Source organism: Methylocystis sp. IM3 (genome assembly GCF_038070105.1).
GTDB lineage: Bacteria > Pseudomonadota > Alphaproteobacteria > Rhizobiales > Beijerinckiaceae > Methylocystis.
Window position 1 is genome coordinate 379,027 of the sequence record NZ_JBBPBZ010000002.1, and the last position, 23,031, is coordinate 402,057.

16 protein-coding genes are annotated in these 23,031 nt (G+C 65.9%); 7 read left to right on the forward strand and 9 right to left on the reverse strand.

What is annotated here, in order from left to right:
- Nucleotides 1–8: 8 nt before the first annotated feature.
- The 4 genes from WOC76_RS03570 to WOC76_RS03585 are packed head-to-tail and all read right to left on the reverse strand — an operon-like array spanning nucleotide 9 to nucleotide 3,397.
- On the reverse strand, nucleotides 9–881 hold the full coding sequence (locus tag WOC76_RS03570) for an MlaD family protein (RefSeq protein WP_341103839.1): 873 nt from the start codon (nucleotides 879–881) through the stop codon (nucleotides 9–11).
- Between the two features lie 49 nt (nucleotides 882–930).
- On the reverse strand, nucleotides 931–2,049 hold the full coding sequence (locus WOC76_RS03575) for an ABC transporter permease (protein ID WP_341389659.1): 1,119 nt from the start codon (nucleotides 2,047–2,049) through the stop codon (nucleotides 931–933).
- A complete protein-coding gene (locus tag WOC76_RS03580) occupies nucleotides 2,046–2,780 on the reverse strand; it encodes an ABC transporter ATP-binding protein (RefSeq protein ID WP_341103833.1) in 735 nt (244 codons plus the stop codon). The genes WOC76_RS03575 and WOC76_RS03580 overlap by 4 nt, the downstream gene beginning before the upstream one ends.
- Before the next feature lie 29 nt (nucleotides 2,781–2,809).
- Nucleotides 2,810–3,397, reverse strand: a complete 588-nt coding sequence (locus tag WOC76_RS03585; RefSeq protein WP_341389661.1) for an ABC transporter substrate-binding protein — start codon at nucleotides 3,395–3,397, stop codon at nucleotides 2,810–2,812.
- Between the two features lie 399 nt (nucleotides 3,398–3,796).
- On the opposite strand from WOC76_RS03585, the gene WOC76_RS03590 reads away from it, so the two are divergent.
- From WOC76_RS03590 to WOC76_RS03615, 6 genes are all read left to right on the forward strand, one after another.
- Nucleotides 3,797–11,173: an SDR family NAD(P)-dependent oxidoreductase gene (locus WOC76_RS03590; protein ID WP_341431274.1), complete on the forward strand. Its 7,377-nt coding sequence runs from the start codon at nucleotides 3,797–3,799 to the stop codon at nucleotides 11,171–11,173.
- A gap of 40 nt (nucleotides 11,174–11,213) precedes the next feature.
- Entirely contained in the window at nucleotides 11,214–12,911 is a 1,698-nt protein-coding gene (locus WOC76_RS03595; protein ID WP_341103822.1) for a polyketide synthase dehydratase domain-containing protein, read from the forward strand.
- 20 nt (nucleotides 12,912–12,931) lie between these two features.
- Entirely contained in the window at nucleotides 12,932–14,317 is a 1,386-nt protein-coding gene (locus WOC76_RS03600; protein ID WP_341103821.1) for a flavin-containing monooxygenase, read from the forward strand.
- A 97-nt stretch (nucleotides 14,318–14,414) separates the two neighbouring features.
- The gene (locus WOC76_RS03605) at nucleotides 14,415–15,647 is read left to right on the forward strand and encodes a lipase family protein (RefSeq protein ID WP_341103820.1); all 1,233 of its coding nucleotides are present in this window, start codon (nucleotides 14,415–14,417) and stop codon (nucleotides 15,645–15,647) included.
- An 11-nt stretch (nucleotides 15,648–15,658) separates the two neighbouring features.
- A complete protein-coding gene (locus WOC76_RS03610) occupies nucleotides 15,659–16,537 on the forward strand; it encodes an SDR family NAD(P)-dependent oxidoreductase (protein ID WP_341103818.1) in 879 nt (292 codons plus the stop codon).
- A 200-nt stretch (nucleotides 16,538–16,737) separates the two neighbouring features.
- Complete coding sequence (locus WOC76_RS03615) at nucleotides 16,738–17,262, forward strand: DUF3833 family protein (RefSeq protein WP_341103816.1); 525 nt, start codon at nucleotides 16,738–16,740, stop codon at nucleotides 17,260–17,262.
- A 186-nt stretch (nucleotides 17,263–17,448) separates the two neighbouring features.
- Here WOC76_RS03615 and WOC76_RS03620 read toward each other — a convergent pair whose 3' ends face one another.
- Nucleotides 17,449–17,700, reverse strand: coding sequence for a YdcH family protein (locus WOC76_RS03620; RefSeq protein ID WP_341103813.1), 252 nt, complete (start codon nucleotides 17,698–17,700; stop codon nucleotides 17,449–17,451).
- A 111-nt stretch (nucleotides 17,701–17,811) separates the two neighbouring features.
- Nucleotides 17,812–18,417 (reverse strand): CPBP family intramembrane glutamic endopeptidase, encoded by a 606-nt coding sequence (locus WOC76_RS03625; RefSeq protein ID WP_341389671.1) that lies wholly within the window; start codon nucleotides 18,415–18,417, stop codon nucleotides 17,812–17,814.
- A 111-nt stretch (nucleotides 18,418–18,528) separates the two neighbouring features.
- Between WOC76_RS03625 and WOC76_RS03630 the strand changes: the two genes are divergently transcribed.
- On the forward strand, nucleotides 18,529–19,299 hold the full coding sequence (locus tag WOC76_RS03630) for a lysophospholipid acyltransferase family protein (RefSeq protein WP_341103811.1): 771 nt from the start codon (nucleotides 18,529–18,531) through the stop codon (nucleotides 19,297–19,299).
- A gap of 41 nt (nucleotides 19,300–19,340) precedes the next feature.
- On the opposite strand, the gene WOC76_RS03635 is transcribed toward WOC76_RS03630, so the two are convergent.
- The 3 genes from WOC76_RS03635 to WOC76_RS03645 all read right to left on the reverse strand — a co-directional run bounded on the left by WOC76_RS03635 (nucleotide 19,341) and on the right by WOC76_RS03645 (nucleotide 22,900).
- On the reverse strand, nucleotides 19,341–20,231 hold the full coding sequence (locus WOC76_RS03635; protein WP_341103809.1) for a GNAT family N-acetyltransferase: 891 nt from the start codon (nucleotides 20,229–20,231) through the stop codon (nucleotides 19,341–19,343).
- 82 nt (nucleotides 20,232–20,313) lie between these two features.
- Complete coding sequence (locus WOC76_RS03640; protein WP_341103807.1) at nucleotides 20,314–21,402, reverse strand: CorA family divalent cation transporter; 1,089 nt, start codon at nucleotides 21,400–21,402, stop codon at nucleotides 20,314–20,316.
- Nucleotides 21,403–21,433: 31 nt separating this feature from the next.
- Nucleotides 21,434–22,900 (reverse strand): pyruvate kinase, encoded by a 1,467-nt coding sequence (locus tag WOC76_RS03645; protein ID WP_341103806.1) that lies wholly within the window; start codon nucleotides 22,898–22,900, stop codon nucleotides 21,434–21,436.
- Nucleotides 22,901–23,031 lie beyond the last annotated feature (131 nt).

The following is a 23,031-nucleotide window of genomic DNA, read 5'->3' on the forward strand; positions in this document are numbered from 1 at the left end:
CTTGAAATCTATTTGTGATTGGGGAGCGTGGACTGAGCGCCGGCCGCGCCCGCGGGCGCCAAACCGAGCGCTCGGAGCTTTTGATCGAAGCCATTGATTTTTTCTCGCAGCTCGACGGCGAGCCGTTGCATCTTCTCCAAATCGCTCGACGACATGTCGTTCAGCTTGATCGAGACCTCCGTGAGCTTCTGGAGCTTGCGGCTTCTGACGAACTGGTCCGCGGCGACCACGAGCCTGTCGAGATGATCCACCGCCGTCGCCAGGTTCTCGAAATTGATCGTGGCGGGTCGCGCCCCATCGCCGCCGCCGGGCTTCTGCAACAGCGGTTGCAGGGACTCGTCGACCTGGCCGAGATTCCATTTCAGCGCGCTCAAAGAGCTCGGCACGCCGTTCAGCGTCTCGGTGAGCCGGCCGTAGGTCGTCGAAAAATGAGCATAAAGCTCCCTGAGGTCGGGATAGTTCCGGCGCGCATCCTCGACGAGGAGCCTTGGATAACGCTGGCCCGGCAGGGCTGTCAGATCCGGAGCATCGGCCGAGGCGCCGATGAGGCTGATGAAGGCGGAGCCCATCAGCTCTGTCTGTCTCAGTCTCGCCGTCGTATCGGTTCTGACCGGCGTCGCCTTGTCGATTTTCGCAAGAACGACGGCGCTCGCAGAATCCGCCGGAATTGAAATCTTCGTGACCTCGCCGACCTTCAGTCCATTGAAATAGACAGGCGTGCCGAGCGTGAGGCCCACGGCGGGGCCCGAAAAGTCCATCTCGTAGAGAACGTCGTTGGACGTCCATGCCGGCGCCAGGATGAAGAAGGCGAAGCGGAGCGCCGCCGCCAGCGTGGCGAGGACGAAAACGCCAACGAGCAGGTAATTGGCCCGGATTTCCATATGCGCCTCTTTTGCTCCAACGCGCGTTTCGACGCCGCGATTTATCTCATCAGACCCGACGGAGGGCGTCCGCCGGACGCATGGAAGCGGCGCGCCAGGCGGGATAGAGGGCGCCCAGCCCGCAGAGGCCGACGGCGGCGAACAGGATCGGCAGGATGATGGCAAGCGAGGGGCGAAACGCCAGTATCTCGCCGACCGTCGGGAGGTATTTGAACGAATGGGAGATGGCGAAGGATGCGGGAACGCCGATGAGACACCCGGCCAATCCGATGACGAGCCCCTCCAGAACGATGGACGCCATTGTCCGCCAGCGCGACCAGCCGATCGCCATCATGATCCCGATTTCGCGCGTCCGTTCCTGGATCGCCATGAGCAGCGCATTGAGGACGCTGAGGGCGCCGAGCGTAAGCGCGATGATCGATATGGCTTTGGCGACGGCCTTGAGGACCGCGAGATTTCGATCGCGTTGCAAAAGCTCGTCGGTCGGAGCGGCCGAAAGGGGGCCGAGCCGGGCGATCTGCGCCCTTATCGCCGCCACGCGCTGCGGCGTCACGGCCGGCGCCAGCTTGATATGGAACATGGTGACGCTCTTGTTGCGAAAGGACACGGTCTGGAGCTTCGAAAGAACCGTGTAAATCAGCGAGCGGTTCAGCGCCGACTGGTAATTTGAGACGCCGACGACGGTGAAAGGCTCGTCGAGAATGGTGAGCCGGTCTCCGACTTTCTTGTTCAGGGCGGCCGCCGCATCCTGCCCGAGAACGGCGGCGCCGGTTTCGCCGGGAAGGGGGCGGCGGCCCTGCGCGATCGGCATTTTCTTCCAGAAGACGCTGTCTTCCGGCGACCCCATCACCAGCCTCTGCCGCTTGTTGTCGATGGGCGCGAACATGATGATTTCGCCATCGGCCGCGACGACGTCCTTGATGGCCGCGAGCGCCGGCCTGTAGCTCTCCGCAATGGAGCTCTCGAAAAGGTCGGAGGCGCTTCTCGAGAGAACGACGAGGTCGGCGCCGCGCTCCTCGACGCCCTCGCCGGCGCCCTGCTCGATGCTGTCCGCGAGGGCGACCAGACTGAGAGACGAGGCGACGGCCAGACCGACGCTGAGCGACACGATTGCGGTGCGCGCAAACCGGCGTTGCAGGTTCCGCAGGGCGAGCGTCAGAAGGTTCAAGACAGCTGTTCCTCCGGCTGGGTCGACGGCGCCGCGCAAGGAGCGCCGGCGATTTGCATGTCCTCGACGATCGCGCCGTCCTTCAGGAGAATGCGCCTCGGGCATCGCGCCGCTATGGTTTCGTCATGTGTCACGATGGCGAGGGCTGTTCCGTGCGTTCTCTGGATTTCGAGCAGGAGATCGACGATGGCTTCCGAATTGGCGCTGTCGAGATTGCCCGTCGGTTCGTCCGCGAGCAGCAGTTGCGGGTCGTTCGCAATGCTTCGGGCGATCGCCACGCGCTGGCGTTCGCCGCCCGAAAGGCTCGAGGGCAGATGATCGAACCGCGCGCCGAGGCCCACTCTTTCGAGCAGCGCCGCCGAGCGGGCGCGTCTTTCTCTGGCCGACAGCCCTTTTCCCATCAGCGCCATTTCGACGTTCTCATGCGCCGTCAGAGCCGGCAGGAGCAGGAATTCCTGAAAGATGATGCCGATCTGCCGGCCCCGCAGACGCCTCCATCCTTCCTGGTCGCGGACCGGCTGCTCCCGCCAATAGATCGTCCCCGACGAGGGCGTGTCGCAGCCGCCGAGGATATGAATCAGGCTGCTCTTGCCGCTGCCGCTCCGCCCCAGGATCGCGATGCATTCGCCTGCATATATGGAAAGGTTCACGTCGCGCAGGGCGACCACGGCCCCGTCCGGAAAGATGCGGGAGACATTTTCGGCGCGCATCAGCGGCGCGTCACTCGTCATGATGGAACCTGCCCCCCGCCTCGTGGCCGCTAGCGCGCGATCGCCTTCGTCGTCGCGTCGATGTCATTGTTCGTCTGGTCGAGCAACGCGTTTGTCTGGTCCCTGAGCGTCAGGGACATGCTCACGCCGTCGAGAATCACGTCTGCGATGCGCAGCCGTTTGGCGCCCCGCAGCCGCCAGATCGCGAAATGCGGCGGATCCTGCGTCTGCGTCGCGAGCAGCTGGTCTCCCGCTTCTCCCTTGCGCAGGCCGACGACCTTCGGCGCCTCGCCCTTGTTGTCCTGGTTCTGCTGGACGCATTTGCGCACGATCCAGCGCATCGCGGCGCTGCGATAGGCCTCGCGCCGGGCGGGAGAGAGGCTGTTCCATATCCTTTCCGCGCCGACCTTCGCCACCGCGTCGATGTCGATGAGCGACGCCGACTGGCGGGCGCAAGCGCTTTCGGCGGCCGCAGCTGGCTTGCCGGCCAGTTCGGCGGTCTGCCCCACGATCGTCGCGACGATGGCTTTCACCGCCGGGTCCAGCGCCGCCACGCCGCCCTCGGCCGCGGCGTAGCCGGGCAAAGCGCCAGCCGTCAGCGTCGCGGCGATCCACAGCGGAAGCAGACGATGAACCACGCAGAAAGACCTCCCTCGGGGCGCCGAGACTCTTTCTAGCCCCCTTTCGCCCGGCGGCGCAAAGCGCCCTCGCTTTTGCCGTTCATGCATAAGCTTTCGTCTGCGACATTTTAAAGCAAGGAGACGCCGGCGCCGAAGGACGGGACAACTCTGACCGGGGATAAGCTCATGAGAAAATGAGACAATCATGGTTGCAACGGACAAGCGTTAGCGTGGGCGTAGACGCCCGGTTGCTGATGGGCTTTTCCACAGAGAAGGGGTAGCATTGTCTTCGGCCTGCGCGAGCCGGTAAGACAGTTATCCTCTGGACTTGAGAAAAAGCGCCAATTGGAACGCCGCTTGGTTCTGCGCCTTTTGCGCGAAACGCATATGGAAGGGTCGAGCGGACGAGGGCCGTGAATGAAATTCAATATTGCGTTGACACCCGAGCATCGTCTGGACGCCGGGATTGCAATAGCGGGCTGCAGGGCGGGGGAATGCGGCGTTCTTGATCTCGGCCTGCGGGATGCGGCGGCGGGCGTGGCGTCCGAGATCCGCAGGCTCGCCTCCCTTGCCGGCAAACGGGGCGAGTGGGGCGTTCGCTGGGACACGCAGTCTCTCGAGTCGCGGAATGCGGACGCGCTCGCCGAGGCGTTACATTCACCCGCGCCGGTCCTCGTCCTGGCGGGACTGGATCTCCGGGGAGGGTCTACCGCAAGGATCACCCGCAGTCTCGCCGGTTTCCGCAAGCTGTCAGGCAGGATTCTCATCGAGGCCTACTGTCTCGAAACGGCGCGCGCGGCGGCGGCGCTCGGTTGCGACGGCCTCCTCATGAAAGGGCACGAAGCGGGCGGGCGCGTCGGGCCTCGCTCGAGCTTTATCCTGCTTCAGGAGCTTCGAGGCAAGATCGACATTCCCTACTGGATTCAGGGCGGCGTCGGCTTGCGCAGCGCCCCGGCCGCCATCCTCGCCGGCGCGGCGGGCGTCGTTCTTCGCGAACAATTGTGGCTGACGGAGGAAAGTCCGTTCGCCGCGCGCGAAAAAGAGCTTTTCGCGAACTGCGATGGGAGCGAGACCTTTCTCCTCGCCGCCCAAAGCGGGCCTTACCGTTTTTTCGCGCGGTCGGGGCGACGCCGGCTTCGGGAGCTGGAGGCGGCGGCGCTGGAGGGCGAGGCTTGCGAGGATCTGCTGCGCAGCCATCTCTCGCAGGCTGACGCGCCGCTGGTTCCCATGGGCCAGGAGATCGCTTTCGCCGGATATTTGGCCAATCGCTACGGCTCCGCCGGCCGCATTCTTGCGACGCTGCGGGAGACGATCGAGGACGCGGTCCGCGACGCGGGGGCGCAGACCCTGCTGGCGGCGGGCGCGCCCCTCGCGCAGATGCACGGGACCGCGTTCCCGATCGTTCAGGGCCCGATGACGCGCGTCAGCGACGTGGCGCGCTTCGCCCAATCCGTCGCCGAGGCCGGCGCCTTGCCCTGCGTGGCGTTGAGCGTGCTTCGCAAGCCGCAGGCGGAGGCCTTGCTGACGAAGACGCGTGAGCTGCTCGGGGACCGTCCCTGGGGCGTCGGCCTTCTCGGTTTCGCCCCTTTGGAGCTGCGGCGGGAGCAACTCGAGGCGATCGCCGCCGCGGCGCCGCCCTTCGCCATCATCGGGGGCGGGCGGCCGAGCCAGGCGCGCGAGCTCGAAACACTCGGCGTCACGAGTTATCTCCATGCGCCCTCGCCGGGCCTGCTCGAGAGTTTTCTCGAGGAAGGCGCGCGCAACTTCGTCTTCGAGGGCAATGAATGCGGCGGCCATACCGGCCCGCGCACGAGCTTCGTTCTGTGGGAGCTCGCCATAGAGACGTTGCTGTCCGCCAAAGCCGATCCGTCCTCGATCGCCATTCTGTTCGCCGGCGGGGTGCATGACGCCCTGTCGGCCGCCATGGTCGCCGTCATGGCCGCGCCGCTCGCGGCGAGGGGCGCAAAAATCGGCGTCGTGATGGGGACGGCCTATCTCTTCACCGAGGAAATCGTCCGCACCGGCGCGCTGGCGCAGGCGTTCCAGGAGGAGGCCGTCGCCTGCCGCACAACCGAGCTGCTTCAGTCCGGCTTGGGTTTTTACACGCGCTGCGCGCATACGCCGTTCTGCGATGAATTCAACCGCGTGCGGCGCGAGCTGATGATGCAGGGGGCGTCCCGGGAGGAGATGATCCGCCGCCTCGAGCTGCTCAACATCGGGCGCCTGCGCATTGCGTCGAAAGGCGTCGCGCGCGCCGCCAGCGGCGAGGGATATGTGACCGTCGATTCCGACACGCAGCGTCGTGAGGGCCTCTTCATGCTGGGCGACGCCGCGATCCTGAAAACGCGGCCGACGACGATCGCCGCCCTCCATCGGGACGTGAGCGAAAACAGCATGGCGCTGCTTGCGGCTTTCGCGCAGGCCCCCCGGCCGCGGACGCGGGGGAAAAGCGATGCGGACGGGGATATCGCCATCGTCGGCATGGCCTGCCTGCTCCCCGGCGCGGCCGGCGTCGGCGCCTACTGGCGCAACATTCTGCGCCGGGTGGATGCCATGCGCGAGGTCGATCCGGCGCGCTGGGAGGCCGAAACCTTCTACGACCCGCGCCGCGCCGTCGCCGACAAGGTCTGCTCCAAATGGGGCGGCTTCCTGGACGATACGCCATTCGATCCCACCCGCTACGGCATTCCGCCGGCGAGCCTGCGCTCGATCGAACCCATGCAACTGCTCGCGCTCGAAGTGACGCGGCGCGCGATTGAGGACGCCGGGCTCGACAGGCGGCCCTTTCCGCGGGAGAGAACCTCGGCCATTTTCGGCGCCGGCGGCCTGCACGACATGGGCATCGCCTATGTCTTCCGCACCGAACTCGAACGCTATCTCCAGCGCGTTCCCGGCCTCGCGGAAGAGACCCGCAGGGAGATCGTGGACCGGCTTCGCACGCACGAACTCCCCGACTGGACCGAAGACTCTTTCCCCGGATTTCTCGGGAACGTCGTCGCCGGCCGCGTCGCCAATCGTTTCGACCTCGGCGGCATGAATTTCACCGTCGACGCGGCCTGCGCCTCCTCGCTCGCCGCGCTCGAAATCGGCGTGCGGCATCTGCGCGACGGCGACGCCGACATGGCGGTCGTCGGCGCCATCGACGGGACGAACAATTCCGTTTCCTTCATGGCCTTCGCCCAGACGCACGCGCTCTCGCCGGGCGGTCGCTGCCGGCCCTTCGACGATGGCGCCGACGGCATCGCCATCGGCGAGGGCGTCGCCGTGCTCGTCCTCAAGCGGCTCGCCGACGCCGAGCGGGACGGCGACCGCATCCGCGCCGTCATCAAGGGGATCGGCGGGTCGAGCGACGGGCGCAACAAGAGTCTGACCGCGCCGCATCCGCAGGGTCAGGTGGCGGCCCTGCGCCGCGCCTATCGGGACGCTGCGGTCGATCCGGCGACGGTCGAACTCATCGAAGCGCATGGCACGGGAACGGCCGCGGGCGACAAATCGGAGATCGAGTCGCTCTGCCTCGCCTTCGCGGACGACGCCATCGCGCGGCAAGGCTGCGCGATCGGCTCGGTCAAATCCATGATCGGCCACGCCAAGGTGGTCGCCGGGCTCGCGGGCGTGATCAAGAGCGTGCTGGCGCTCGATCACAAGACCCTGCCGCCAACCCTCGGCGTCGAAACGCCGAACAGGCGGGTCGACTTCGCGAGGACGCCTTTCTACATAAATTCGGAAACGCGGCCCTGGCTGTCGAGCCCCGACCATCCGCGCCGCTGCGGCGTGAGCGCCTTCGGATTCGGCGGCGCGAATTTCCACGTCGTGCTGGAGGAATATGCGGGCGGTTATCGCCCCGGCGACCGCGCCGATCTCGGTCCCCGCGACGCGGAGCTGTTCGTCTTTCGCGGGCGATCGCCGGCCGATGTCGCCGAGGCTGTCGCCGGCCTCGAGCGCCTGATCGCCGGGTGCGCCGAATTCGACGTGGCGGCGCTCGCCTATGCCCAGGCGCTCGCCCGGCCCGAAGCATCGGGCGGGGCAGTGGAGGACGGCTGCCGGCTCGCGCTCCTCGCGGCTTCGCCCGCAGACCTCTCGGCCAAGCTGGCGCTCGCGCGGGACATGCTCGCCGAGGGGCGCGCCCGCAAGCATCCGGGCGGGATCTATATCGGCGATGGGGCGGCGGCGCCGGGGAGCGTGTGTTTCCTCTTTCCCGGCCAGGGGTCGCAGAGACTGAACATGCTGCGCGATCTCGTTGTCGGCATGCCGCGTCTGCACGCTGTCTTCGAGCGGGCGGACGCCCTGCTCGGCGATCTGCCGCAAAAGCTTTCCCGTCACATCTACCCGATCGCGTGCTTCTCGGAGGAGGCGCGCAAGGCGCAGGCCGACGCGCTCGACGCGACGCGCATCGCGCAGCCGGCGCTGGGCGCGGTCGAACTCGCCGCGCTGGAGGCGCTGCGTGGATTCGGCCTGACGCCGGATTTCGTCGCGGGCCACAGTTACGGGGAATATGTCGCGCTCTGCGCGGCCGGCGTGATCGGCCCCGACGAGTTGATCCGTCTTTCCGATCTGCGCGGGCGCGTGACGGCGGAGGCGGGCGCGCGATCGCCTGGAACAATGGCGGCGGTGAACGCCGGCGCGGCGCGCGTCGAGGCGCTCCTGCGCGAGCGCGGGCTGGCCGTCTCCGTCGCCAATCACAATGCGCCCGATCAGACGCTCATCGCCGGCGCTCCCGAGGCGATCGACGCCGCCGCGCCGGTCCTGCGTGAACAAGGGTTGCGCGTCGCCCGTCTGCCGATCGGCACGGCCTTTCATTCGCCGGCGATGGAGCGCGCGCGCGTCGCTCTCGGGAAGCGGCTCGAAAAATTCAGCTTTCAGCCGCCGAAAATTCCCGTGTTCAGCAATGCGACGGCGAAGCCCTATCCGGAGACGGAGGCCGAAATTCGCGCGCTGCTGGCGCAGCACATTCGCGAGCCGGTCCGTTTCGTGGACGAGATCGAAAATCTCTACGAAGCGGGCGCGCGCATTTTCGTCGAGGTCGGTCCGGGCCAGGTTCTGAGCGGCCTCGTCAAACGGATACTCGCGGAAAAGCCGCATGCGGCGCTCGCCATCGACGCGCCCGCGCGGCCCGGCTGGCTTCAGCTCGCGCATCTGCTCGCGGAGGCTGCCGCGCTTGGCTGCCCCGTCGACCTGCGCGCCTGGTTCGAGGGGCGCGGGCTCGTCGCGAGCACGCCGGAGCGGGTGATCGAACAGGCGCGCGCGGAGGCGGAGCCGGGCCCGATGGTCTGGCGCGTAAACGGCGGCCGCGCGGCGCCGTGGCGTGAGGCTGCGGCGATGACGCCAGCCAACCGAGCCGAGGCCGCGCCGCGCCCGGCGAAAACTTCAGTTCGAGCAAAAAACGAGGACATCAGCCAAGTGGACGACAAGCCGAGCCAAGTGGACGACAAGCCGCGCCAGCCTTTCGCCGGCTCTTCGCAGGTCGATCAGGTTCAGCAGAACATCGCCCAGTTCATCGAATTGCAGCGGGAACAGCAGGAGACTCTGCGTCGCTTTCTCGATTTGCAGAGCCGACTGCTGGAAGCGTCCGGAGCAGGAGCGGCCGCCGTTGGGGAAGCGCCCGGCCTTCCCACCCTGGGCGTTCCGCCGGCGCCGATCCTGCCGCGCCTGATCCCGACCGCGCCGGGCGGGGAGCCCGCCGCCGGGCCGTCGCATGACGCGTCGCCGGCCAAGGCTGCAACGCCCGAGGCCATGGCCGGAACGATGCCGCCCGCGCAGCCGGCGATCGCCGCCCAGCGGGTGAAGGACAAGACGGAGCCCGGCGCCGGATGGGCGACGACCGAGCAGTTTCGCGCCGATCTTTTGCGCGCCGTCTCGGTGCGCACCGGCTATCCGGAGGACATGCTCGATCCGGCGGCGGATATGGAAGCCGATCTTGGAATCGACTCCATCAAGCGCATCGAGGTCTTCAGCGAACTCAAGGATCGCTACGACTTCATGGCCGGGCGCGACGAGGAAACCGTCTTCGACGAGCTTGCGGGCCTCAAGACGCTCGACGCGATCGTCGCCTGGTACGACGGCATGACGAGCGGCGCGCCGGCGGCCGAGGGGAAAGCGGTCGATCCGGTTTCCCTGCCCCCCTCTCTCCCCGAGGCGCCCCCTCTGGCGCCCGCGTCGCCGTCGGCCTCTGTAGACCGCTATGTCTTGAGAGCTGCGGCGGCGGAGCCGCTCCCCGCCGGGCGCCCGCCGCGCGCCATGGACGCGCCCGTCCTGTTGTTGGGTCCGGCGACCCCGGTGAGCGAGGCGCTGATCGAGGCGCTGACAAATGACGGCCAGCAGGTTTGTCGCGCCGCGCCGGGCGTCGAGACGCGCGCTCTGGGAGATGGGCGCTTCGAGGTCGATTTCTCGTCGCAGGCTTCCGTCGAAGAGCTGCGGCGGCTGATCGCGGTCGAAGGCGTCGAGCCGATCGGCGCGCTCATTTCACTCCTTGGCCTGTCCTCCGCCCCGGATTCGGCGGCGCGCGAGACGTTCCTGGCCGCCAAGATCTTCGAGCCCGATCTGCGAAAGGCCGCCGTGGCGGGCGAAGCCTGGCTCGTGACGGCGACCGCTCTCGACGGGCGCTTCGGTCTCGGCGGTGGAGCCGATTTCGCGCCCGAGGCCGCAGGCGCACACGGCGTCGCGAAATCCATCGGGCGCGAGTGGCCGGGCGTCAGCGTCAAATGTCTCGATTTCGACCCCGCGCTGTCCGCGCAGGCGGTGGCCACGGCTTTCCTCGCCGAGTGGCGCGCGCGAGAGGACGACGCCTCCCTTGAAGTCGGCGTCACGCCGGCCGGGCGCTGGCGGCTCGAACTCGATCGCGACAGCCGCCTGAAACCGGAAGCAAGCGAACTCGATCTCGACGAGGAAAGCGTGGTGCTCGTCACCGGGGGCGCCCGCGGCGTCACGGCGCGTGTCGCCCTTGCGCTCGCCGAGCGGCGCCGGCCGCGCCTCGTCATCGTCGGCGCCAGCGCCGAGCCCGCCGAGGAAAGCGACGAAACGCGCGGCGTCGAAGACCACGAGACGCTCAGGAAAACGCTGATCCGCGAGCTTGGGAAGAAGGCCTCCGGCAGGCCGAAGCCCGCGCAGGTGGAGCGGGCCCTGGCGCGCCTCCTCAAGGATCGTGAGATCAGGAGCAATCTTTCGGCGATGCGGGCGTGCGGCGCCGAGGTGGAGTACCATGCGCTCGACGTGCGTGACGCCGAGGCCTTCGGCCGGTTGCTTGACGGGCTCTACGCCAGATGGGGCCGCATCGACGGCGTAGTTCACGGCGCCGGAGTCATCCATGACAGGCCGACGCGCGAAAAGTCGCTCGATTCCTTCGACGCCGTCTATGAAACGAAGGTCTCGCCGGCGCTTGCGCTCTCCCGCAAGCTGCGGCCGGAGTTCCTCAGATTCATCGCCTTCTTTTCCTCGGTGGCGGGGCGCTTCGGCAACGCCGCCCAGTCGGATTACGCGGCGGCCAACGAGGTCCTGAACAAGCTCGCCGATCGTCTCTCACAGGAATGGCTGCATGTCAGGGTCGTCTCGATCAACTGGGGGCCATGGGAAGGGGGGATGGCGAACGCGCAGATCCTCAGGCTGATGGCCAGGCAGGATATCGAACCCATCCCGCTGGAGGTCGGCGCGCGCTTGTGCCTCGCCGAACTCGCCCGGCGTCCCGGCGAAGCGGAAGTCGTCATCGCCGCCACCCTCGAGAAGATCGCCGCGGCGCGCGTGCGCAAATCGGCGACGCCGTCCGAGAACCGCGAGACGGCGCCGCTGGACGCGACGGTTTGAGCCGGGCTTGCCGAAGTCCCGTGCGCGCGCCGGAGGGGCGATGATCAGGCTCGTCGATGCGCCGGCCGCCGACGACGGCGTAGAGCAGGCCCCCGACGACATGGCGGGCGCCTTGCCCTTTATCGGGCGGACGGTCGAGTATCGGCCGGGCGAGAGCCTCGTCGTCGAGCGCATTCTGGATCTTGCCGAAGATCTTCATCTCGCCGACCACGCCTTCGTCCATGCGCCGGGCGTGAAGCCGCTGTCCGCCTGCCTGCCCGTGCTGCCGATGACGCTCAGTCTGGAGGCCATGGCCGAGGCCGCCGCCTGTCTCGCCCCGGGCTACGGGCTCATCGGCGCCGCCGAGGCGAAGGCGAGCCGCTGGATCGAACTCGCCGACGTCGACCGGCTCGCCTTGCGCATCGTGGCCCGCCACGAGGCCTATGACGCCTCGCGCGACGTTCACCAAATCCGAGCCGCCATTCAGCCGGATGGCGCACCCGCGCCCGCCGTCACGGCGCTATTCTTCTTCTCGAAGCGCTATCGGCTCGATCTCGCCTTCACGCTCAGCGCCTTCTCCAGGCCCCATCCGCACGCGCTCACGGGCGAGGAAATCTATCGCGAAAGACTGCTCTTTCACGGACCTGCCTATCAGTGCCTTGCCGGCCCGATCACGCTCGCCGACGAGGGCGTCGCATGCGAGATGCGCGCTCTTTCGGCAGCCGGCCTGTTTCGCAGCAATGCGCGGCCCCAGTTGCTGCTCGATCCGCAGATTCTGGACGGCATCGGGCAGCTCATCGGCGTCTGGGCGATGGCGCGCGAACGCTACGTCTTTCCGATCGGACTCAAACGACTCGAATTGTACAGGCCGTCTCCGGCCGCCGGGACGCGCCTTCCCGTGCGCATCGACATCACGTCCGACTCCGGCAAGACGCTGGAGGCGAATATCGAGGCGCAGGACGGCGCCGGCGGAGTCTGGATGCGCATCGAGGGCTGGCGCATGTGGAAGTTCCGCTGGGATCGGCGCTTTGTCGATTTCCGCCGCGCGCCGGCCAGAGAGGCGCTGAGCGACGATTATGCGCTGGAGGGCTTCGCTGGCGTCTGCCGCATGATCCGGCTCTCCGACGTTTCGGATTTCGACCTCGCCCTGCTCGCGCGCCATTATCTGCATGTCGAGGAAATGCCGGCTTTCACACAAAAGGCCGGGGCGCCGCGACGCCAGCGGCAATGGCTCCTCGGACGTGTCGCGGCAAAGGACGCCGTCCGCGCCTGGTTGAAGAGAGCCGGCGCGGAGGCGATTCACCCGGCCGCGCTTCGCATCGTCCATGACGAGTCGCGGCAGCCCGTGATCCGTCATGCGGCGCTTCCCGATGCGCGGCTTCCGAAGATCAGCATCGCGCATTGCGACGACCGGGCAATCGCCGCCGCGCATCAAGAGCCGGTCGGAATCGACATCGAGCCCGTCGCGCCGCGAGACGCGGCCTTTTGCGAAACGCTCTGCGCGCCTGCCGAGCGGCTGCTGCTCGATGAGCGGGCGAAAGCCTGCGACGCAACCACGGATGAATGGATGACGCGGCTTTGGTGCGCCAAGGAAGCCCTCGGCAAGCACAGAGGCTCGGGCGTGGACGGGGCCGTGCGAAAATTGGCGGCGATCGCAATTTCGGCGGATGGGGCAATCGACATTTTGCCAAGAGGCGAAGCCCATTCGCGCCGGGTCACGACGTTGCGCGACGGCGACGTCATCATTGCCTGGACCTGAAGCGACAAGGAACGGATTGCATGAACAAGGCGTCTCGCATCTGTGTCATCGGCGCCGGCCCGAGCGGGATCGCCGCGGCGAAGAACTGCCTGCTGAGCGGCCTCGACGTGGTCGTTTTCGAGAAAGGCGACAAGGTCGGCGGGAACTGGGTCTTCAACGACAGGACCGGACATTCGAGCGTTTATGAGAACACTCATACGATCAGCTCGAGGATATGGTCCGAATATGAAGACTTTCCCATGCCGGAGGAATATCCGGACTATCCGCGCCACGATCAGATGCAGGCCTATTTCGAGTCCTACGCCAGACATTTCGGCGTCTATGAACATATTCGTTTCGGCCACAGGGTCGAGGCCGCGACGCCTGAAGACGACGGCCGCTGGCGCATCGTTTTCTCGGATGCGCGCGGAGAGACTCGAACGGAAATCTTCGATGCGCTCATGGTCGCCAACGGCCATCACAACGAGCCGAAATATCCCGAATATCCGGGAGACTATTCCGGGCGGCTCCTGCATTCGCACGATTTCAAGAGAGTGGACGACAGCTGGCGCGGCCAGCGGGTGCTCGTCATCGGCGCGGGCAATTCGGGTTGCGACATAGCGGTGGAGGCCGCGCGCGTCGCGCGTAAAGTGTGCCTCTCCATGCGCAGCCCGCAGTGGTTCGTGCCGAAATTCATGATGGGCGCGCCTTCGGATACGCTGCTGGCGCGGTTCAGCTGGGTTCCGCCCAAGATCAGACAGCGCGCCATGCAGCTGGTTCTGCGCTTGTGGCAGGGGCCTTATGCACGCTACGGCCTGCCTGAAAACGTCCTGCCGCCGCTCAGCCATCACCCGACCGTGAATTCCGATGTCCTCGACTTTATACGCCATGGGCGCATCCATCCAAGAAAAGCCATTGCGGAATGGTCGGGCCTCGATGTGACGTTCGTCGACGGCCGCGTGGAAGCCTTCGACATCGTCTGCGCCTGCACGGGCTACTGGACGACCTTCCCCTTTTTCGACACGGCGCTCATCGATTTCAAACACGCCGATAAAGTCCCGCTTTACCGCAAGATGATGCACGCCGATTACGCCAATCTTTATTTCATCGGACTGTTTCAGCCCATCGGCAGCATCTGGCCGCTCGCCGATTACCAGGCGCGCCTCGCCTGCGAGGAGATCATCGGACATTACAAGCGTCCGAGCGACATGCAGGCGGCAATAGATCATGAGACGCGCCATCCGCATTACCAATTTTCAGGAGGGCAAAGACATGCGGCGGAAGTCGACTATCACGCTTTCAGGGACGAGTTGCGCCGGGAGCTCCTGACTGCAAGCGTCGATATCGGCGACGCGCCGCGGGGCATCAAGGCGCGTTACAAGACGACTCCCGTTCCATTTCGCGCCGCCCCGGCCGGCGCCGGATAGAGAGGTTTTCGTTCGCCTCTGTTCCCGGGCGCGCGAATCGCTTCTATTGCGATCTGGCGCCCCCAGGGCGCGCGAAATCATTGACTGGAGCTTTTCCGTGGCCGGACGGGCTGTCGCTCGGGCTCTTTTCGCCCTCCTGCTGCTGCTCTTGCAAAGGACGCCGTCGGCCGCGTCCGAAAGCGTCGATCTCCGGCTCGCCTATGTGCTCGCGACGGCGTCTTATTGCGCTTACGCCGTCAATCAGGCGGACGCCGATTTCGGGCGTGCGCGGGCCGTCTCCTGCCTTCGCGCCGCGGCGCGCGAGGACCCGGAGGCTCTGGCGCCGCTGATCGTCGCCCTGCAAGACACGGAAACCTATGTTGCGCCGGATCGGCCGGAAGACGCCTATCTGCTGGTGAGAATGCGCAAGGGGCTCATCCTGGCCTTCAGGGGGACGGCGCCGCCGCCGGTCCTGACGGACGGCGCCGCCCGCGACGCGCGGCGGGGCGTCCATCCGTGGCGGACGTTCGTCGCCGACATTCTCAACGATCTCGACGCCATCGCTAATGGGCGGGGCCGCCATTCTGGCTTCGACGACTCTTGGGAGCGGCTGAAGGGCCATCTGCTCCAGGATTGCGGCGGGTCGGCGGGTCGTGGGCAATGCAGCAGGTTTCGCCGCTTTGTCGGGCGGATGCGTCACGGCGGCGCGTTGTACCTCACCGGCCACAGCAAGGGCGGCGCCTTGGCCATGCTTGCAGGGCTCGATGGAGAGGCGCTCGCGGGGCCACGCGCCGCGACGCAGGTTGTTTATGCCTTCGCCGCTCCAAAGGCGGTGACGGCGGCGGTCGCGGCGGAAGCGACGCTGGCCGGGCAGGGCTGGATGCGATTCGAACGCGAGAACGACATTGTGCCGAGCCTTCCGCCGGACGCCACTCTCCCGCTCTGGATCATTCTCGGCTCGCCTTATGCGCATATCGGCGATCTCGTCTATTTCACGAGGGACGGCGCGCCTGTCCTGTTGCGCGCGGAACGCGCGTTGATCGTCCCGCCTGGCGACTGGGCCCGGGCGCCGGCTTTTCTCGTCAATCAGGCCGCGACGGTTGTGGCGAGCTGGCTGACGCCGGATTTCCCGAGAGCCATTCTGAATTCGAGCGAGGCGGCCTGCCGGGCGCTGGTGGACGCTCATTTCGAGGCGCTCGCCGACGTTCAAAGGCTCGCGACCGACAATCCGGCGGTTCTCGCGGCCGGCAAGGAGCAAAGCTTCTTCGCAAGAGGCCTTTATGACCCCGATGAAAGACAAATTCTGTGGGGCTTTCGCGAGTGGTGCGCGCAGGCGAGACTCATCGAGTGAATGGCGAAGAGATGCGGAATCGCAAACATGATCTCTCTCTAAATGGCGCCGTTGTTCTGCTGACCGGCGCGGCGCATGGGCTGGGGCGCGAGATTTTGCTCGAGTTGCAGCGACGCGGCGCCCATGTCGTCGGGCTCGATCTCGACGCCGCCGCATTGAGCACGCTTCGCAGCGAACTGGCGCCGGGTGGCGAGGCGCTCGTCTGCGACGTGAGCGACGCCGCGGCGGCGCGCGCCGCGGTCGCGCAGGTGCTGGCGCAATACGGTCGACTCGATCTCGTGATCGTGAACGCCGGCGTCGAGCGCGTGGGCCCGGCCTGGGACATGGAGGCGGAGGATTTCGCGCGCGTGATCGCGGTCAATCTTCTCGGGGCCTTCAATATCGTCAAGCCTGCGCTGGGGCCTGTTGCGGCGGCCGGCGGGCACATCCTCGCCATCGCATCGGTCGCGGCTCTGCTTCCCTGGCCATTGGGCGCGGCCTATGGCGCGTCGAAGGCGGGCCTCGAGTCCTTCATGCGCTCGCTCGGCTTCGAGCTTTCGGGCAGCGGCGCCAGTTGCGGCACCGCTTATCTCGGTTTCGTCGATACGGCGATGGCCCGCCGCGCCTTCGCCTCGCCGCAGGCGATGGCTCTGCTCGGCCGAATGCCGACCCGCCTGCTCGGCGTCATGCCGGTCCAGAATGCGGGCGCGGTCGCGCGGGCGCTTGTCGATGGGGTCGAGAGACGGAAAGCACGGCTGTTCATTCCTTCCATGATGCGCGTCACCTTCGCGCTGCGCGGCCTTTACCCCTTGTTCGACGGTTGGCTCGCCGGTCGTTGCGCGCCGCTCGCGGAGAGCCTGCGGCCTCGCCCGACCGGCCGAAGCGGGCGCTCACCGTTCAGTGAACAATAGTGAAGTTGGTATTGACCTCCATCAAGACTTTCGGCGCTCAGTAATTCTTCGCGGATACTTCATAATTTAGCCATCATAAATGATTTTGCTGTTGCCTCTTGCATGACGAGACGGCGCGTCGTCACAGGCGCCGCTTTGCCGCCAAACGCGGGCAAGAGGGTCGCGGGCAGGAGACATGCCTGACCAACCGAGGTTTTCCCATGCGTAAATTCGTTCGTGCAGCACTATTTCCGATCATCGTCGTCGCTTCTGCGGCCGGCGCGACGCAGCAGCAGCCCGGCCAGGAATTCGGCGCCTTCCTCACCGGCCAGCTCGTCGCGGATGGAAAAATCAGCGACTACGTCTCGGGCTCGACGAGAACCATGCAGGTCAAGATAAAGGGAGAGGCGCGCGGCGCAACGCTCAGCCTCGTCGAAGAGATGGCCTATTCGGACGGCGAGAAGCGGAAGTTTGTCTGGAAGTTCACGAAAGAGAACGGCGAATACATCGGCCAGCGTCCTGACCTGATCGGTAAGGCAAAAGTCGCGCAGAACGGAGACAGGGTCGACATCGCCTATCGGGCCAATGTCGTTTTGCCCAATGGCAGGGAGCAGGCTCTCGATTTTGTCGAAACCCTGACGTTCAGGGGACCCGGTGCGGCGAAGCTCGAGATCAAGGTGTCGAAGTTCTTCATTCCTGTCGCCGGCGCGGCGCTCGACGTCAAGAAACTCGCCTCCGCGCAATAGCTCGAACGCGTCGCCCCGTTTCGCTCACGCAACGTCATGGCCACGCGCCGCTCGCGCGCTTTCCACCGAAGTGGGAACCGGTTCGGCGTTAGAAAGCGGAACAATAAGCTGGAGCCTCGATCCGATTCCATCGGATCGGAAAGGCTCTAGCATCGACGCGCGCGGCGGCCATGTCTGTCGATCAGGCTACATGCGTCGATGGAGCTTCCTGAGGAATGAAGCAATTTCGTCCTTGAGGAGGAGGCGGCGCTTCTTCAGCGTCTCCAGCACCTCGTCGGTCGTCGGGTGCTCCTCGGATTCTATGCCGAAGATTTCCTTGTTGGTCTCTTCGTAATCCGTTGCAAGCCGCGCAAATTCGCGGTTGGCTCCAATCATGCGCTCGATGAGCTGGAACTCCTGCGAAAACTCGTCGCTCAGCTCGTGTGGAATCCGCATCATGGCAATGCGCTCCGCTTACGCCGCCCGACCCGGTTCGGATCAGACAGCCTTGGAAGCCTCCAGCCTCTCCGAGTTATATGCGCGCCGGGCCCCCGATCCAGGGGGGTCTTCTCAGGCCGCGCCGATCCAGAAGGCGAAGGTTCCGACGGCGGCGTGCGAGACGATGAGCGGCCAGAGATTTCGGGTCAGTAAATAGTCGATCGACCAGGCGACTCCTGCAAAAAACGTGTTGATGAGCAATAAGGGGTCTCCATAGGCGACATGCATGAGCGAGAAGGCCGCAGAGGAAAACAGGACGTAAGCGGACCGGCTTGCGCCGAGTTGCGTCGCGATCACCCGAGGCATGGCCCTGCAGACGATTTCCTGGCACGGGCTCGACAGCAAGAGGTAGAATGGCGCAAACAGCCGCCAGTCGGGCGGCGGGCGCGGAACGGCGACGAGCTTGGCCTCGCAGAATGCAAGCGCCATGAGCAAAAGGGAGACTGCGGCGGCGCAAAGCCACTGGCGCCGGCTCCCATATCCGGCGAGCCCGAGATCGGCCAGCGAATAGCCTGCGGCGACGCATTGGGTCATGCAAAAGCTCGACGCCACGACGAGCGCGTGAAAACGCAAATCGAAGGGAAGCAGCCCCGCGCTCATTGCGAGGGGCGGTGCGAGCACAATAAGAGAATAGACCGAAAACGCAGCCATGGGCTGCGGGCGTTGCAAGACTGTCATACGAGTTCAAACACGGCTGCGCCGGCGTCGTTCCCGCACATCGACGCAGCTTCTCGATCCGCGCGCGCCGCTGTCACATGCGCGTCTTGCGAGCGTCGCATCGATCGTTCGATGAGTTATCTTCGAGCCGCTCTCTTCATCCTTGCCATGACCGGCGCCTTGCTGTTCGCTGCGCCCATCCAGGCGCTGGCGCGGCGGCGCGAGTGGAGGCTGCAAAATGAGATACAGAAGAGCTTCTGCCGCACCCTCTGCCGCATTATCGGGATCGAGGTTGCGCCTGGGGGCGTTCTGCCTGGCTTCGGCCCGCGGTTGATCGCGGCCAACCACCTCTCATGGACAGACGTTATCGCGCTTGCGAGTCTGCATCCGTTCGTTTTTCTCGCCAAGAGCGAGGTGGCCGGCTGGCCGATCCTCGGCTTCATTGCGCGGCTTCAGGGGACGGTTTTCGTCGAGCGCAGCGCCCCACAGAATATTCCAGGCGTCAACGCCGCTCTCGCCGCCGTGCTGGACGAAGGACGCGACCTCGTCATATTTCCCGAGGGGACCTCCACCGACGGCGCCAAGCCCCCGCGTTTCAAGTCAGCCCATTTCGACGCGGCCTGCGAGAGCGGCGCAGTGATCGTGCCGGTCGCGCTTTTCTATACGGACGGCCGAACCCCGATCGACATCGGCTGGTATGGAGACATGAGCTTCCTTCCGCATCTGTGGCGTTTGATGAAACGGGGCGGCGCATGTTGTCATATCGTCTACGGCGACGCGATCGTACCGCGCGGCAGAGACCGGAAGGCACTGGCGGTCGAAGCGCAAGCGCAAGTGCGTCGATTGCTTTGCTCCGCGCATGTCGGCGAGACAACGGGCCAGGAGCTCGAAAAGGTCTTATGACGGTCGCGGCTCGAAAGGACTGAAACAGGGGGCGGCTTTATTTATGCGGCGCGCCGCCCCGTCCCGCTGAAATAGTCGATATAACGGGCGCCGATCCTAGCGACCGGCATGACGACGAAGACGTCGGTCGTATTGAAATCCACATCGACGACGGCGCCGTCGCCAAAGCGGGCGCCGAGCCGCAGATAGCCTTTGATCAGAGGCGAAAGCGACTCCCTCGCCTTGTCTGCGTCTATCGCGTCCTTGGGCGCCATCGCCATAGGCCGGTAGAGATCCGTGTGCGCCCTTACCGCCCACTCTCCCTCCGCTCTTGCGTAATGCGCGAGATAGCTCAGCGCCTGCGCATGGACGAAGGGGCTCGCGCCAGGAAAGCTTGCGCAACCGATCAGCACGTCGATCCGGTGGGCGCGGATATAGGCGAGAAGCCCACGCCACAAGACTTCGATCGTGCGTTTCGAGCGATGCGAAGCCCGAACGCAGGAGCGCCCGAGTTCGAGGATGCGCTTGCCGTCGTGGCGCGCGAGCAGCGGCGCAATGTCATATTCGCCGGCCGAGTAGAAGCCGCCGGCCTTCCGAGCCATGTCGTCGCGCAAAAGCCGATAGACGCCGACGATCTTCGATTTCGTCTTGCCGAGCTGCGTTTTCCACGCGTGGTCGATCACGATGAGATGATCGCAATATTTGTCGAAGCGGTCGGCGTCGCGGCGGGTGAAGGCGGTGCGGGCGGAAGGAATCGCGCCCCCCTCCTTGTAGAACACTTCATAACGAAGACGCTGCGCCTTGCGAATTTCCTTCTTGCCGCGGGCGAGTCGAACTTCGAGAGATCCGAGCCGGCCCAGGCTGCCCTCGAGCGATTCAACCTCGAGGGCTGGTTTCTGGAATCCGGCAAGGGTCGCGATGCTTTGGCCAAGGTGAGCGTGCAATGTCCACATTCCGCTGTTTTCCCCTTCGGCGCCTGAAGAGGAAAAAGCATCCGCCGGCGAAACTTTTGTGACGAACGGGCGCGCGCGGCTTCTAGAAACTATGATCCGACGGCGTGGTTTCCGATGGGGCGCGCCGCCGCTCGGTCTCCGAGCCGGGCCGTTGCGTCAGCCCCGAACGCCGCATGAAAAACAGCACCACCGCGGAGGCCGCGAGACACAGAAACGTCGCATAGAGGCTCGCATTCTCGTTTTCGGAAAACAGCAGGTTTTTCGTATTCATGCCGAAATAGCCGGTCACGAAAGTCGCGGGCAGGAGCAGCGTCGTCACCAGCGCCAGCACGAAGAGACGGTCGTTGGTTTCGAGGTTGAGGAGCGCATTCAGCTCGTCTTGCAGAAGCCGCGCGCGGTCCTGCAGGTTCGACACTTCCCGCACGAGCGATTCCGTGTGCTGCACGAGCCGCGCCGCCGCTTCCCGCAAGGCGTCGTCTCGCGTCTCCTCCGGATTGTCGTCGATATCCTCCAGACGCGCGAGGGTCGAGGCCAGACCGCCGATCTGCCGTGAAATGCGTACCGCGTCGCGGCGGACAGAGCCCAGCGACGAACGTGCCTCACGGCTGCGCCCATCGATCAGAAGGTCTTCGACGCGGTCGAAATCCGCGCCGATCTCTTTGATGATCCGGCCGAGGTCGCTCATGATGGCGCCCGCCATCCGTTCGAAAAGAGCGAGCGGCTGCTCGACGCGGGCGCCGCGCTCGACCGCGATGCGGGCGTTCTCGACGCAATTCATCGGACGCCGGCGCGCGGTGACGATCAGTCTTTCGTCGAAGGCGAAGCGAAGGTAATCGGTGCGCGCGGCCGGTCCGGCCAGCGTGCGCTCGTGGTCGAGCAATGCGCCGCTGACGAAGCCGTCCGAATATTCGAGATATTGATGATCGACCGCCGCGCAGAGCGCCTCGCGCGCATTGTCCGACAATTCGGCGATCTGGTTGATCGAGGGCCGCGCGCGGACATCCGCGAGGTCCATGTGCAGCCAGACGAAACCTTCATCCGGAAGCTTGAAGGAAGCAGCATCGTCGGCGCGATCGCGCAGGAGGGCGCCCGCGCCGTCGAAGCGCATCAGCCACAAGCTGCCCGCGATTTCCGGTTGGGGGACGATCGCCCGCATGTTTTTCATCAGCATATGACCCCCGCGGGCGGAAAAGAACGGCCCGTCACGACCAGGCGCGCAAGCGCGCCAGGCGGGGGAATTTCTTCGCGTGATGCCGCTCCATGCGATCGAGCACGCTCCTGAGAAATCGCACGCCGTCGGACAGATAGGCGCCCTTGTTGAGCATGACGCATTCGGCCCGTTGCGCCATCGCCGCGTCGGTCGTCTCCGGGCGGCTGCCCACGCCCTCGTGCACGAGTCGGTCGAGCACCTCGGTCGCCCAGATGACGGGCGCATGGGCCGCCTCGCAAAGCCAGAGAATTTCCTCCTGTATTTCGGAGAGACGCGCAAAGCCTAGCTCCACGGCCAGGTCGCCGCGCGCGATCATGACGGCGGTCGGATGGCGCGCGGCCGCCTGCGCGATGAGCTGCGGGAGATTGCGCACGGAAAGCGGCGTCTCGATCTTCAGCACGAGGGTCTGCGGCCGCGCGTCGCCGCGCCGCGCCGCGAGCTCCGTTTGCAGAAGCCTCACATCCTCCGCCCGCTGGACGAAGGAAAACCCGACGAGGTCCGCCCGCTGGGCGATGATGTCCAGATCGGCGAAATCCTTCGCCGTCAGCGGGGCGAGGTCGAGGTCGGTGGAGGGGAAATTGACGCCCTTGTCGCGTTTGAGCCTCAGCCCCTTCGCCCGCGCCGCGACGATTTCGATTTCGACCGCGTCCGCGCCCTCGACGGCGACGACCTTTCCGAGCGCCTTTCCGTCGTCGAAGGCGATTTTCGAGCCGGCCCCGAGTTGCGAGACGACCTCGGGCATGTTGATCGAAAAGGAAACCGGACCCTCGTCGCCAGCGAGGCGCCTTACGAGGCGCAGCCGCTCGCCCTGATGCAGGCGATACTTCTCGGGCGCCTGCACGTCGGCGATCCTGAGCTTGGGTCCGGCAATGTCCATGAGGATCGGGCACGGGCGAGAGAGCCGCTGCGCGGCGGCGCGAATGTTTTCGATCATGCGCTCCCATGCCAGCCTGTCGTCATGGGCGCAGTTAATCCGCGCGCAATCCATCCCGGCCCGCAGCAGCTCTTCGACGAGCCGCGGATCGTCGGCGGCCTCGCTCGGCAGCGTGGCCATGATGCGCGTGCGGCGCGGATCGTCCGACTCGCCGAAAACCTGCGCGCAGGCATGGTTGAGCGCATCTTCGCCCGCACGCCGTTCGGCGGCCGAGGGGTAGGGCGCCTCCTCGCCGCAGAGGCGCCGCAGGGTCGCGAGCACGGCGTCGAGCGAAATCAGAACATCCGCTTCGCTGCGGCCGAGCGACGAAAGGCCATGGGCGGAGAGCCGCAATTGCAGGGCGCTGAGGTCCCGGCTGCGCAAGGCGAGATAATGGGCGAGATTGCCAAGCCGGGCGTCCGGGGCGGCGCGCCCCCATTGCGCCAGACGCGCGGCGCCGCCGTCGGCGACGTCCCGACGCAGCGCCGCCACATCGTCCCGCAACCGACGAAGCTCCGCGGCGCAGGGATCACAGGGAGGCGTCATCGCGCTCTTTTCCGTCCCGCCCATTGCAATTTTGTGACGAGGCCGATCCCGCGCCAGCGTGGCCGCCCGATCTTTCCTGTCATGGAGACTTCATGCGGCGTTTCTAATGCGCATCTTGAATCCGAATCCGC